12 protein-coding genes are annotated in these 14,692 nt (G+C 40.3%); 4 read left to right on the forward strand and 8 right to left on the reverse strand.

What is annotated here, in order from left to right:
- Positions 1–58: 58 nt before the first annotated feature.
- The 3 genes from H4075_RS15270 to H4075_RS15280 are packed head-to-tail and all read right to left on the reverse strand — an operon-like array spanning position 59 to position 2,177.
- A complete protein-coding gene (locus H4075_RS15270) occupies positions 59–736 on the reverse strand; it encodes an ABC transporter ATP-binding protein (RefSeq protein ID WP_182801700.1) in 678 nt (225 codons plus the stop codon).
- A 13-nt stretch (positions 737–749) separates the two neighbouring features.
- A complete protein-coding gene (locus tag H4075_RS15275; RefSeq protein WP_182801701.1) occupies positions 750–920 on the reverse strand; it encodes a hypothetical protein in 171 nt (56 codons plus the stop codon).
- Positions 921–923: 3 nt separating this feature from the next.
- Positions 924–2,177, reverse strand: coding sequence for an efflux RND transporter periplasmic adaptor subunit (locus H4075_RS15280; protein WP_182801702.1), 1,254 nt, complete (start codon positions 2,175–2,177; stop codon positions 924–926).
- 334 nt (positions 2,178–2,511) lie between these two features.
- On the opposite strand from H4075_RS15280, the gene H4075_RS15285 reads away from it, so the two are divergent.
- Both H4075_RS15285 and H4075_RS15290 read left to right on the forward strand, forming a co-directional pair.
- Complete coding sequence (locus tag H4075_RS15285; RefSeq protein ID WP_182801703.1) at positions 2,512–3,870, forward strand: sigma-54-dependent transcriptional regulator; 1,359 nt, start codon at positions 2,512–2,514, stop codon at positions 3,868–3,870.
- A 59-nt stretch (positions 3,871–3,929) separates the two neighbouring features.
- Positions 3,930–5,270: a sensor histidine kinase gene (locus H4075_RS15290; RefSeq protein WP_182801704.1), complete on the forward strand. Its 1,341-nt coding sequence runs from the start codon at positions 3,930–3,932 to the stop codon at positions 5,268–5,270.
- An 8-nt stretch (positions 5,271–5,278) separates the two neighbouring features.
- On the opposite strand, the gene H4075_RS15295 is transcribed toward H4075_RS15290, so the two are convergent.
- Both H4075_RS15295 and H4075_RS15300 read right to left on the reverse strand, forming a co-directional pair.
- Positions 5,279–5,701: a DM13 domain-containing protein gene (locus H4075_RS15295; protein WP_182801705.1), complete on the reverse strand. Its 423-nt coding sequence runs from the start codon at positions 5,699–5,701 to the stop codon at positions 5,279–5,281.
- Positions 5,702–5,711: 10 nt separating this feature from the next.
- A complete protein-coding gene (locus tag H4075_RS15300) occupies positions 5,712–6,437 on the reverse strand; it encodes a hypothetical protein (RefSeq protein ID WP_182801706.1) in 726 nt (241 codons plus the stop codon).
- Between the two features lie 166 nt (positions 6,438–6,603).
- Here H4075_RS15300 and H4075_RS15305 point away from each other — a divergent pair, with 166 nt between their 5' ends.
- Together H4075_RS15305 and H4075_RS15310 are read left to right on the forward strand one after the other, a co-directional pair.
- Positions 6,604–7,053: a YHS domain-containing (seleno)protein gene (locus H4075_RS15305; protein WP_182801707.1), complete on the forward strand. Its 450-nt coding sequence runs from the start codon at positions 6,604–6,606 to the stop codon at positions 7,051–7,053.
- Positions 7,054–7,134: 81 nt separating this feature from the next.
- On the forward strand, positions 7,135–8,475 hold the full coding sequence (locus H4075_RS15310) for a GH1 family beta-glucosidase (RefSeq protein WP_182801708.1): 1,341 nt from the start codon (positions 7,135–7,137) through the stop codon (positions 8,473–8,475).
- Positions 8,476–8,511: 36 nt separating this feature from the next.
- Here H4075_RS15310 and galA read toward each other — a convergent pair whose 3' ends face one another.
- From galA to H4075_RS15325, 3 genes are all read right to left on the reverse strand, one after another.
- Complete coding sequence (gene galA, locus H4075_RS15315) at positions 8,512–11,913, reverse strand: beta-galactosidase GalA (protein WP_182801709.1); 3,402 nt, start codon at positions 11,911–11,913, stop codon at positions 8,512–8,514.
- 113 nt (positions 11,914–12,026) lie between these two features.
- Complete coding sequence (gene uxuA, locus H4075_RS15320; RefSeq protein WP_182801710.1) at positions 12,027–13,205, reverse strand: mannonate dehydratase; 1,179 nt, start codon at positions 13,203–13,205, stop codon at positions 12,027–12,029.
- 17 nt (positions 13,206–13,222) lie between these two features.
- Positions 13,223–14,683, reverse strand: a complete 1,461-nt coding sequence (locus H4075_RS15325; protein WP_182801711.1) for a glycoside hydrolase family 28 protein — start codon at positions 14,681–14,683, stop codon at positions 13,223–13,225.
- Between the last annotated feature and the right edge of the window lie 9 nt (positions 14,684–14,692).

A 14,692-nucleotide genomic window follows, 5' to 3' on the forward strand; every position in this document is an offset into this window, starting at 1 on the left:
ATGGTTGGCAAAGAGAGCTAAATGATTATGGTTAATGGCTAATTGGGGAATGATTTTATCAAACCAATATATTTTCCGTAACCGAATGTCCATCGAGCATGCGGATAATGCGATGACTGTATTTTGCATCGTGCTCGCTATGTGTTACCATGATGATGGTTGTGCCTTGCTCATTCAAATCCGTAAGTAATTGCATTACTTCATTACCGTTTGAAGAATCAAGATTACCTGTCGGCTCATCTGCAAGAATAAGCTTGGGATTATTCACCACTGCACGTGCAACTGCCACACGCTGCTGCTGACCACCGCTTAACTGCTGCGGATAGTGATTACGACGATGCATGATCTGCATTTTGTCAAGTACTTCTTCTACTTTTTTCTTGCGCTCATCAGCCTTTATATTACAATAGATCAACGGCAACTCCACATTCTCGTAAACAGTTAACTCATCAATGAGGTTAAAGCTCTGGAACACAAAACCGATATTACGTTTACGCAGATCGGCACGTTTGCGTTCGTTAAAACCTGCCACTTCAATGCCGTTGAACAAAAAGCTGCCACCATCCGGATCATCTAGCAAACCAAGAATATTCAGCAAGGTTGATTTGCCGCAACCGCTCGGCCCCATTACGGCCACAAACTCTCCTTCCTTTACTTCCATCGAGAGTTTGTTCAATGCAACAGTTTCAACTTCTTCTGTACGATAAAACTTTTCGAGATTAGTGATCTTTATCATTGATGTGATTTTTTTACAATTGAAAATAATTTAATGGGCCATGCAACAGGAAATCGTTTGATGGTGGTTGTTTCATGTCTTGCTCTTCAACACTGCATGTACGATTGTTACTCACTACAACGGATGTTGCGCCAAGCAAACAAACCAGTACAAAAGCGATCAACAAAATGAATTGCTTTTTCATAATCTATTTCTTAAGAATTAACTCCTGCATATTGCCATAGTTTTCATAGCTGCTGGTTACTACTTTATCGCCGGGTTTCAATCCACTCAACACTTCATAGTAGTCAGGATTCTGCCGACCAAGTTGAATATCTACTTTGTAAGCAACAGTTCCGTTTTCATTCAACTTAAATATCCAGTTACCGCCTGTTTGTTGGTAGAAACCTCCTTTCGGTAAAAGAATGGCCTGTGTTTCTTCACTCAAAGCCAAACGCACTTGTAATGTTTGTCCACGACGGATACCTTCCGGTACTTTATCTGCAAATTCCATATCAACCTGGAAACGGCCATTGGTGACCTGCGTATATACTTTTTTAATTTTCAGTTGGTAAGTTTTACCGGCCACATCACAATTGCCCATAAGACCGGCAAAGATTCTGCTGATGTAATGCTCATCTATGTCAACACGAAGCTTGTATCCGCTCATGACATCAATTTGGCCGAGACGTTGTCCTTTATTTTTGTTCTCACCTATTTCAGCATCAAGCGATGTTAACTGTCCGTCAACCGGTGCACGAACAATTAGGTCGCCAACTTTTTTGCGCATCAGTGCAAGTGTGCGCTTCATTTGTTGATAGCTTTCACCCATCTGGTCAACTTGTTGTTTCATACTGGTTGCATCGGTTTTCATGATCTGCTCCGTTAATTTTTTACGGCGTAACTGGTAATCGTATAAATTTTTACTGCTTTGAAATTCCTGCAGGCCAATTACTTTTTGATCGTATAGTTTTTTGTTGAGGAGATAAACACGTTCAGACTCTTTCAATGCATTATCAACTTCTGCATCCTGGTTCTGGCGGTTAATGGAGTTTTGCTCAGCATTATTTTTACTGATCTGCATTTGGGTTAACACATTAAACACCTGGGTTTCCTGGTTGGCAAGTTGTAATTCAAGATCAGTATTTGATAAACGAAGGATCGGTTGGCCTTTCGTCATCATGGCTCCATCTTCCACATATTTCTCTTCTACCCTTCCGCCTTCCATTGCATCGAGATAAATAGTGCTTTCAGGTAACACCACTCCGTTTAATGTAATAAACTCATGAAAGGCTGCAGTTTTAATTTCGCCAATGGTAATGCGTTCAGTATCTACATTCAACTTTGATTTGCCTGATGTAAAATAAACGCTGGCAGCAATCAACGCAACTATAGCTGCAATTCCTGCAATCGTTAGAATGCGTTTCGTGTTCCATTTCTTCTTTTCAATAACTCTGTCCATGTAAAGTAATTTCCTTTTTAAAATCTGTTCTCTTGACGTTGAAAGTTACCCTGATGTTACAGCAGGGTAACTTTTAAACCAAAGAAATCAATTGAGAACACGCAGATAACCTATAACACCGTGCCAATGGGCTAATTCATTGGTTTTCACGCAAGTTCTCTCACCTTCAAATTAAAAGTGTACGGTTTCGATACAATAGGTGTACGGTTTTGATACAGTTTCCGTTGGTTGGGATTTTTGTTGAGAATTAGTTGTCAATACTTTACGAATATGGTAAACTTGTGGTGGTGAAAGTACTGCCATGAATACAAACAGTACGATCGAACATAAAAGAATGAATTTAAAAAATTCCCGCATACTGATCATAGATGATGATACGGATGTTCTCACGGCTGTGCGACTGCTGCTGAAAACTGAAGCAAAGGAAGTAGTGACCGAAAAGAACCCGGAAAACATCCGTCACCTGTTGGCCAAGCAAAGTTTTGATCTGATAATGCTTGATATGAATTTCAACAGCACCATTCATACAGGCAACGAAGGAATTTATTGGTTGAAAAAAATTAAAGAGCAAACGCAACAGCCTGCGGTGATCATGATCACTGCTTATGGCGATATTGATCTTGCTGTGCGTTCACTAAAAGAAGGTGCTGCCGATTTTGTGATAAAGCCCTGGCATAATGAAAAATTGATCACCACCATTCGTGAAGCACTAAATAAAAAAGGTGCAGACAAATCTTCAGGCAGTCTTGTTTCTCCAGCTACTGCAGGCAAAACAGTTATAGGTGAAAGTGCTGCTATGAAAGATATTTTTGTGAAGATCGAAAAAATTGCACCCACTGATGCGAACGTATTGATCCTTGGAGAGAATGGCACGGGTAAAGATCTTGTTGCACACGCAATTCACAAGCAATCACTACGGGCGAATAAACCATTTATAAAAGTTGATGCCGGTGCATTAACGGAAACATTATTTGAAAGCGAATTATTCGGTCATAAGAAAGGAGCATTTACAGATGCAAGGGAAGAACGCATTGGCCGGTTTGAAGCTGCAAACGGCGGTACTTTGTTTTTAGATGAGATCGGTAATATCAGTTTACAACAACAGGCAAAACTTTTATCGGTATTACAAAACAGGCAGATCATTAAGTTGGGAAGTAATGAACCCATACCTGTTGATATTCGCTTGATCTGCGCAACAAATCTTCCCTTAGCTGAATTAGCTAATGAAAATCGTTTCCGTAAGGATCTTGTTTACCGTATCAACACAGTTGAAATAACATTACCGCCATTACGTAAACGCAAAGAAGATATTCCATTGCTGGCACAGCATTATGTGACTGTGTATGCCGAAAAATATATTAAACCGAATATTCAGTTAGATAAAAAAGCAATTGACAAATTGGTAGAGCACCCTTTTCCCGGCAATGTGCGTGAACTGCAATACAGTATTGAACGTGCTGTGATCATGACAGAGGGTGATACGCTTTCAGCAAGTGATCTTATTTTTTCGCCCATTGAAACAGCACGTATGCAGGCCGAAGAAGAAGAACAGGATCTTAAGTTGAGCAGCATGGAAAAGAATACAATTCTTCGTGTAATTGAAAAACATAGCGGTAATATTACCAAAGCAGCAAAAGAACTGGGTTTAACAAGAACAGCGTTGTACAGGAGATTAACGAAGTATGATATTTGAGTCCGTAACACGTCCCGTCTGACGCACTCGTCTGACAGAATCAAACACAGAATAAGAATATGTTTAAACGCTACGAATTCAGATTATTCATAAGATTGATATTGCTGTTTGCAATATTATTTGCTGCTGCGTGGTTGTTAGTGAAAGAATACTTCTTGTATACCGGATTTCTTTTACCCATACTTGCTTACCAGTTTTATGATCTTTATCAATTACTCAACAAAGCACAGAACGAAGTAAAAGAATTTGCTGAATCAATTCACTATAGAGATTTTTCGAGGCACTTTAATGTAAAACACGCTCCTGCTGAATTGCAACCCTTGCGTGAAGGATTTAATGAGATCAACTCTACGTTTAAAGTGATCAGCCGGGAAAAGGAAACACAATATGTATACTTACAAAAAATTCTGGAGCTTGTTGACACCGGTATTCTCTCGTACAAGACCGATACAGGCGAAATTGTATGGATGAATGAATCGTTTAAACGGATGATGGGTATCCCCTATTTAAAAACCATTCACTCATTGGAGAAAAGAGATGAAGGGTTGTATAAAGAAGCGATCAATATCAAAACCGGTGAAAGCAAACTGGCAACTGCAACAACTGATAAAACAAGTTTTAAAGTATTGCTATCGGCTACTGCTTTTCAAACCGATGATCAAACGTTTAAACTCATCGCCTTTCAAAATGTAAATGAGGCCTTGGATGAGAATGAAGCAGAAGCATGGCGCAAACTGTTAAGTGTAATGACGCATGAAATCATGAATTCTGTTGCACCTATTTCGTCCCTGGCAGAAACATTAAAAAACAGGTTGCACCAAAGCGTGGAGCATCTCCAAAACAAAGAAGGATCAGTTGATGATCTTGCATTGGGTATTGAAACCATTCAACGCCGAAGTGAAGGTTTGCTGAAGTTTGCTGAAACTTACCGCAACCTCAATAAGATCACCACACTCAACAGTAAAAAAATACTGGTGAGAGATTTGTTTGAGAACCTGAACCAGTTAATGTTGCCAACACTTGAACAAAAGAAGATCGAACTGGATATTATTCTGAAAGACCCTGCCGTAACCTTGGTTGCAGATATTAATTTACTTGAGCAGGTATTGATTAATTTACTGGTGAATGCCATTGAAGCCGTAAAGGACAAACCAGATCCGCAGATCATACTCACTGCAACTACAACTACAACTGGTAAAACGGTGATCAAAATATCGGATAACGGAAGCGGTATGTCGGCTGAAATTTTAGATAAGATCTTTATTCCATTCTTCAGCACAAGAAAAAACGGAAGCGGCATTGGCCTCAGTCTTTGCAAACAAATTATGCTGTTACACAAGGGCAATATCCGTGTGCAAAGTAAAGAAGGAGAAGGAAGCTCTTTTATTCTTGTGTTTTAGAACTGTTGTTACTGCGTCAATGTTGCACTGCCAAACAAGTGATTATACTGCTGGCAATGGATCAATGCATATTTATATTGTGTGAAATCAGGTGCTCCGGGAATAGCATATACCTGGTTGCCACTTGTTGAACGGAGTTTACCCAGGCTGATAAAATTGATGGGCTGCACTTCCTTTGAAAGATATACATACAGATCAGGACCATTCGAAATAGTTACATTCACCAATGCTAAGCTTAAAGAACCGTTTGATGAACGAAGCACTCTCGCCTGTCCGCTAACAGCACCCCAAGGGCCATTTACAAAACTTCCCATTAAAAGCACTGTTTGATTTACCGAATCAACAGGATCTGTACCTGGTGTTGTGGACGCTTCTTTTTTACAACTGAAAAAAAGCAAGGCAGTAATTGCGAGAAATAAAATGTATTTCATATTGATCGTTTTAAAAATGATAAGCCACACCAATGCCGCCGTTATTCGCTTTGTTACGAAAACGATCGACATCTTTTGGAACTGTTTGTTTTACATTGGTTGTTTTGTATTCAACAAACATGAATTGATAAACGCCTTTCACACTCCAGCTTTTATTTAAATGATAGTAGAGAAAAAATTCTGAGTTAAGCGAACCGAGATCAAGATCCCCGGTGAGTAAAAGATTAAACGGCACCGGCTTTGCTTCGGGTTCTGTTCTTGTTGTTCCATTGCTGGTGAAAACTGCACTGCTTGTGCGGCCAATAGTAAAACCGATGAGATCAATATTAAAGCCGGCATAAAATTTTCCGCTGATATGATAACCAAAGTTTGCAGAAAGGTTGAGTGAATTGGTGAATGGGCGTTGTACTGTAAGTGTATCCCAGTTCTCGGTTTTTTGTTCCGATACTACCACAATGAATGGCACACTCGATCCTCGTGCCACATCAGCAGGTGCTGTCCAGAAATCTTTTTTCACTCCAAAATATGCAGTGTTGCGAATGCCAAGCCCCAATTCAAATTTCCTTTTCGTTCCAACACGCCAATTATAAACATAGGAAGCAGCGAGTGTTTGTTGCGATGCTCCGATGGTTGCAGTAAAATCAGCAAAACGGTTGGTGCGTGGCAATTCTTTTACTTCCTGTGCTGATACAGAAGTACTGATAAATGCAACTAAGATGACAGATGTCCATTTCATAATAACCGTATTAACGTAAAACAAAACTATAAGCAAGTACAAACCCGATTTGTCCTGATACTGACATTACTACCGAAATCAATGTTAAAAACGTTTAACGAATTTGTTGTAAGCTGCACGACCTTTTGCACATTACGGCCTGTTTAGCTTTGCTGAAACTTTAAATATGAAAAAACTATTTCTTCTTGTCTCACTTACGATTTTTTCGGTTGCACAGATGACGGCACAACAAAAACAAATCTTCACAAAAAACAACATTGCAGTTAATGGCTATGATGTGGTGGCCTATTTTACCGATAACAAACCGTTAAAAGGAAATGATGAACATACTGTTACCTGGAACGATGCCAAATGGCTGTTCGCAACAGCAGAACATGCCTTGTTGTTTAAAACAAATCCTGAAAAATATGCACCACAGTATGGTGGGTATTGTGCCTTTGGTTGTTCACGTGGTTACAAAGCAAAAACGGAACCTGATGCGTGGAGCATTGTCAATGGCAAGCTTTATCTAAATTATAATGTAGAAGTGAGGGAACTTTGGAAGAAAGATATTGAGAACTATATTAAAAAGGCAGATGCAGCGTGGGAATCACTAAAAGATAAAGAACCGAAGTAGAAAAATTGCAGGAATCTTTTGTAAACATCATTTGTTAACATTCAGTTCACGTACAAAACACAGCTTTGTAAAAAGCTATTCTTGCATTTACCCTCCTCCTCTGCTTTTGGAAAAGATTTTCTATGGGGTGTAGCTGTTGCAGCTGCACAAAACGAAGGTGCCTGGAATATTGATGGACGTGGCTCATCTATCTGGGATGTGTTTGCACGACGACAAGGAAAAATAAAAGGCGGCGCCAAGCCAACAGAGAACTGCGATTTCTATCATCGTTACAAAGATGACCTCATGCTTGTAAAAGCTCTTGGTTTTAATGTATTCCGTTTTTCATTTTCATGGAGTCGTATTTTCCCTGAAGGCACGGGCAAAGTAAATAAAGAAGGCGTAGCATTTTATCATCGCATGATCGATGAATGTTTGCAATTGGGTTTAACGCCATTCGCCACACTCTATCATTGGGATCTTCCGCAGGCCTTACAAAAAGAGGGTGGCTGGGCAAGTGTACATATGCAAAAATGGTTTGCCCGTTATGCAACATTTTGTGCAGAAGAATTTGGCGATAAAGTCAAGCACTGGATCATTCTCAACGAACCAATGGGTTTTACTTCACTCGGATATATGCTCGGCAAACATGCACCGGGAAAGACAGGACTTGAACATTTTTTCCCCGCTATTCATAATGCTGTGATTGCACAAGCTGAAGGTGGACGAATCGTAAGAAAACATGTACCTAAAGCAATCATCGGAACAAGTTTTTCCTGTAGTGAAGTTATGCCCTATTCGAACAAAAGAGAAGATGTGGAAGCAGCCAAGCGTTTGGATATTTTACTCAACCGTTTATTTATTGAACCAACACTTGGACGTAATTATCCAAATGAAGATTTTCCATTGATCGATAAACTTCACCTTAAAACAAAAGCCTGGCGATACACGGAACGGATGCAGTTTGATTTTGATTTTATCGGACTGCAAAATTATTTCAGTGTAACCGTTAAACACAATGCACTCATTCCATACATACAGGCAAGTGAAGTAACTGCAAAAACAAGAAAGGTGCCGCACACATCATTGGGATGGGAAATAAACCCCGATTCATTCTACCGTTTATTAAAACGTTACTGGAACTATGGCGGTGTAAAATCAATTATTGTTTCAGAAAATGGTGCCTGCTTTAAAGACACATTAAAAAACGGATCTGTTCATGACCAGGAACGCATTGATTATTTTAAACAATATCTGGCAGCTGTCTATAAAGCTAAACAGGAAGGTGTAAAGATCAATGGCTACCTGGCATGGACACTGATGGATAATTTTGAATGGAGCGAAGGTTTCAATGCAAGATTTGGATTGATACATGTTGATTTCAATACACAACTACGCACCATTAAAGACAGTGGTTACTGGTGGCGTGACTTCTTATTATAGCAACAAGAAAGGAGCATCGTTTGATGCTCCTTTCTTTTATTTCTTCAAATAGTTTTTACTCATCTCATCATACATTAGCAGGTATTTATTTGATTTGCCATCCCTGTCGAAAAACTGTTCCCATGTGCTGAGCGGTTCCCAAATACAAGTTCCTTTACCTTTTCCGTTGGGCAGACTGAATGCAATTTTATTTACTTCTTCTTTCAACGCTGAGTATTCAACCACAATCACATCTTTGTTATAACGGCGAACGAGATCCTTGAGATTATTCTCCAGATCAGCTAATGTACCATGCCATTTGGGATAGTAGGACTGTCCGATCACATCAAAGTGCACACCACGTGCAATCATATTGTCAATAAAGAAAACAGATTCGTTGTTTTGTCCGCCTAACGCCACATGCAACATCATCTGCACAGTTGGATCAACTGCTTTAACTGCCGCAGTGCCTGCGCAAAGCAATTGTGCCAGTTGATCGATATTACTCACATTACCATCGGGCCATACAATACCATGATTGATCTCGTTACCCACCTGCACCATATCAGGTGTTGTACCTTGTGCTTTCAATTCCTCCATCACCTTTTTCGTATAATCATACAAGGCCTTCTTCAACTCTTCAAATGAAAGTCCTTTCCATGCAGCAGGTTTATATTGTTTACCGGGATCGGCCCAGTAATCGCTGTAATGAAAATCGAGTAAGAGCTTTAAGCCGGCAGCTTTAACACGCTTTGCCATTTGCTTGGTATAGTTGAGATCGCAAAAACCTTTCTTTGGTGAATAGCCACTGTCCTGTGCAGGATCATGAAAGATGCGCAAACGCACATAGTTGATGCCATGCTCTTTGATAATTTCAATTGCATCTTTTGTGACTCCTTTATCAGAAAACTTTATACCCCTTGCTTCCAGTTCAGGCAAAAAAGAAATATCTGCACCCATCATTTGATCAACCACTCTTGGTTTTGCTGCTTCACCTTTCAATTTATATTTCTCATCAATAGTAATAGCACTCACTTTTTCAGGCGCAACCATTATTACATCCGTTGAACCGGTAAATAAATTATTCGCACTTGCTTCCACTTTAAAAATGCCTGCCTTTGTACCCGATTGAATGATCACCTGGCATTTCCCATTGAATAAACTGCGTTGCCATGTACCCTCTGTACATTTATCTGCTTCATGACTGCTGGGATCACCATTACCCACACCAATGATCTTTGCATCACCCTCAATTTTGAATTTAATGAGATTATCAGCAACCGGTACTTCACGGCCTTCACGATCAACAACCGTTACATTCATCACCGTTACATCTTTACCATCAGCCAGCATCGTTGTTTTGTACGGTGTTAATACCACTTCAACAGGCACGCCTGTTGTTTCCACTTTCGATATAAGCTTTTTTCCCTTCTTATAAGCAACAGCTTCTAATTTGCCCGGTTCAAATTCCACTTTCCATTGCAGGTGACCATTGCGTGGCATGTCTTTCTTACCTAGACTTTTTCCGTTTAAGAATAACTCTACATCATCAGCATTACTGTTCACCCACACATCAATTTGTTTTTTCGGTTGTCCCCACTCGTTACGATGATTCCAATGTGGAGAAATGTGCAGCACATCTTTATCTGTCCACCAGCTTTGATAATAGTAGTAAATATTTTTCGGGAAGCCACACACATCCATGATACCGAAATGCGAATTGATATTCGGCCATTTGTATGGTGTTGGTTCACCACGATAATCAAAACCTGTCCAGATAAATCCACCGAGCCAAAAATCATTTGTTGCAGCTAACTTCCACCACTCTTCTGCACGGCTTGCCCACCATGGAGCAGTAATATCCTGATCAGGTACATATCCACGGATCGAATCTTTTACCAACTCTCCACGTGTAGTTACGGTGCTGCCCATCTCCGTTCCAATGATTGGTTGGTTCGGATGATCTTTATGATAATCTGCAACTGCAAACTGACGATAGTTGAAACTGCGGACAGGAATCACTTCATTCACTCCTTTATATACATTCGCCAGATCAGCAGCGTAAGTGCAGGTGCGTGTAGGATCAAGTTGTTTTAATTTACTGATATAGGTTTCAGCAATTCGCTTGCCGAATGAATTGCTGTGTATCCATCCTTCTTCATTACCGATGCTCCACATAAATACGGAAGTGCGGCTGCGGTCACGCTTTACCAAACGTTGAAATTGATCCATATACTCAGCACCGCTGTTCAACAAACGTTGTTCATCCATTACCAACATACCCAAACTATCACATGCATCCAACAACTCAGGTGTTGGCGCATTATGACTTGTACGATATGCATTTGAACCGAACTCTTTTAATAAACCAATACGATAGTATTGCAGATAATCAGGCAACGCACTTCCCACACCAGCGTGATCCTGGTGATTATTTGTTCCAAATAGTTTAACATGCTTTCCGTTTAAGAAAACACCGTTGGGTTTTATTTCAATCGTACGGAAACCAAAGCGAAGTTTCTTACTGTCTACAATAACTCCATTTTGTTTTAACTCCACTACAACACGATAGAGATAAGGATTTTCCAACGACCATAGCGTTGGGTTCGTAACATTAACGATCTGCTTAATTGTTTTTTCTTCGTTTGTATTGATTGCAAGTGCGGTTTCTTTTGCAGCACCGATCTTTACACCAGCCCTGTCAGTTAAATAGGTATTGACTGAATAATTACCAGCAGCAGTATACTCATTTGCAACTGTAGTTTCAACGTTCAGCGTTGCATTGTTGCCTGTAATATTTGCATAAGCAAACACACCATCCGTTGCAATATGCGTATTGGGATAACTGTTCAACCATACATGACGATAAATGCCTGCGCCTTCATAAAACCATCCTTCGTATTGCGTTGCGTCTACACGAACTGTTATTACATTGCTGCGGTCGTAGTTGATAAAATCAGTTACATCATAATTCACACCAACATACCCACTCTTGTTATTGCCGAGATAAAATCCGTTGATCCATAGATTGGCATCACGAAAAATTCCATCGAACTGCAATTGAAAGCGACGACCGGAATCAGCTTTCGCCACGGTAAAATTCTTGCGATACCAACCAATACTTGTTGCAGGAAACAAACCACCCACCGGTTTGTAACCATGACTTTCCACATCAAAATTATCTACATAAGCAAAAGGTAATTCAACTGCCCAATCGTGTGGCAGATTGAGTGTGCGCCAGCTACTGTCGTTAAACCGTGCATCGATAGCTGTACCTGCAGCACCACCCGATTTCGAAAAGATGGTTTTGATACTGTAGTTGAAATCTTTTTCAGGATTAGCTGCATGACCGAATGCAAACTTCCAGTTGTTATCGATGTTTATTTGTTTGCGTTGAGCGAAAGAGCAAATGCATGAAAGCATTGCAAAAACAAAAAAGGCAGCAATATGTAATCTCATTCTGTTGTTTTTAAAAGCAGTTCAGGCGATACCTGTAAGACAGTAAAAATATTACAGTTCAGCCTAACCATCTAAAAATAAACAGTCAAGACAACAAATAAAATGAAATGCTATCAGATTGAACGGCTGATGCCAAGTTCTAACCCACGCAATTCAGCCAAACCACGTAAACGACCAATGGCACTATAACCGGGATTAGTTTTTTTGCTGAGATCATCAAGCATTTGATGCCCATGGTCAGGTCGAACCACTATTCGTCTGTTTTCTTTTTTCATGAGCAAAACCACTTCTTTCATCACTGCATACATATCTACATTGCCTTCGAGATGATTGGCTTCGTAAAAATCACCATCGGCATTTCGTTGCGTACTGCGTAAGTGTAAGAAATGAATACGGCTGCCCAAACGTTTCACCATACCAGGCAGATCATTATCTGCACGAACACCAAAGCTGCCTGTACAGAAACATAATCCATTAGCAGGCGATGGAACTGCAGCGATGAGATCATTGATATCTGCTTCGGTACTTACAACTCTTGGCAAACCAAAAATTGCATGTGGCGGATCATCGGGATGGATCACCAACTGCACACCTGCTTCTTCAGCTACAGGTGTTACCTGTTGCAGAAAATAAATTAAATGTTGTTTGAGTTTTGCTGCATCAATTGAATCATAAGCAGATAATGCTTTGGCAAAATCAGCAACAGTAAAACTTTCTTCACTACCGGGTAAGCCTGCGATAATCGTACGGATGAGTGATTGCTTTTCTTCTTCTGTCATTGTTTGCAATCTTTCTTTCGCTTTCTCCAATTCAGTTGAAGTGTACTCATCTACTGCTCCTTTTCGTTCGAGAATAAATACATCAAACGCAATGTATGCAGCACGTTCAAAACGCAAGGCTTTGCTTCCATCAGCCATCGTATAATAAAGATCAGTTCTTGTCCAGTCGAGAACGGGCATGAAATTATACGTTACTACCTTGATGCCACATGCACCAAGATTACGCAGCGACAGTTTGTAATTTTCAATGTATTGTTCAAAGCCTGTTGATTGACGACGGATGGCTTCATGCACAGGAACACTTTCCACCACATCCCAGGTTAAACCAGCAGCTTCCACTTCAGCAATACGTTTGTTGATTTCTTCTACTGTCCATACTTCGCCATTGGGGATATGATGCAATGCGGTTACAACACCACTGCAACCTGACTGTGCAATATCTGAAAGGGATACCGGATCGTTTGGACCGTACCAACGCATTGTTTCAATTAAACCTGCTGATTTCTGATTCATAATAAATGTTCGTTCGTTTATTCGTTAACTGCTTTCACTTTTGTTGGAAAAGCAGAGATGCCGACGAAATTACTGCGTTCCAGTATTGCAACATTTATTTTTCTGATGGCATTTGAAAAATAAGGAGGCTTTTTATCGCCCCATTCAACTGAGCAGTTGCGCATCACGATCTTTTTTGCAGTATCAAAATAGAAACCGGCTGTTGTTCCTTTTATAAAACCTTCCACATTCGCCGGTCTGCGATCGTACACGCCACCGGGAATAGTTGTTGTTTTGTTGATGAACACATCCACATTGTCGAATACAATGTTTTGAATTTTATCCTGCGACTCTCCACTTACATAAACTCCATTCTCGCTTGTACATTTGATATTGCTGAAGTAAATATTCCTCACCATACCCACTTTTCCTTCTGTTGCTCCTTTTGGGAAACGCCAGTTGGCATCTTTGTGATTGATCTTTGCACGACGGTAAGCAGTAACATAGATCGGTTCGGCCTTGCCCCACCACACATCGCTGAACAAATGTCCTTCGATGATCATGTTGGAAAAGATGACATCGGTTACCACACCTTCATCCCTGTTTTGAATACCTATACCACGATTACTTTTTTTGATGATGCAGTTATCGATGAGTACCTGGCGGATCGTATCCATATTCTCCGAACCGATCTTAATGGCACAACTTCTCGATGTCATGGTGCAATTTGTAACCGTGATATTTTCACACACACCAAACTCTTCGTACTCTCTTCTGTTCTTTAAACAAATACAATCATCACCGCTTTCAATATAACAATCGCTGATGCGTACATTTTTGCTGTGATCGAGATCAATACCATCGCTGTTGCGCACTTTTAAACTGTTGAGCAACGTAATGCCGCTGATGACAACATCATTGCAACCAACCAAATGAATGGTCCAGTAAGCAGAGTTGCCGATCTTCACATCATGTATGCGGATGTTTTTACCGCCAACGATCGTCAACACATGCGGACGTGGATCCAATACATTGAACGGTTTTAACTCATACGAATCTTCCAGCTCAGCACCCATGAATGAGATACCGTTGCCATCAATTTCTCCATTACCACTAATGGTAAAATTCTCAACATTCTCTCCGCCGATCCAGATGGTTCCTTCACCGGGATTAGTCCTGAACGCACTTTTGGTATATATTTTTTCGTCAGGATTTGCCAGCAGCTTTGCTCCTCCCTGCAAATGCAGTTCAATATTCGACTTTACAGTAATCGGACTTGCCATGTACACAAAAGGTGCAGTAAACAAAACCGTACCACCGCCTGCAGCATGTGCAGCATCAATCGCTTTTTGAATAGCAACTGCATCATCTGTTTTACCATCGCCCACTGCGCCGTAATCTTTTACTACAAAAACTTTTTGTCGGTTACCCTGTTGTGCTGTTCCATAAAAACTGATGAACGAAAGCACAAGAATAAAATATGTTTTAAACCTAAGCATGAGAAGAAA

This window comes from Lacibacter sediminis, from assembly GCF_014168535.1.
GTDB classification, from domain to species: domain Bacteria; phylum Bacteroidota; class Bacteroidia; order Chitinophagales; family Chitinophagaceae; genus Lacibacter; species Lacibacter sediminis.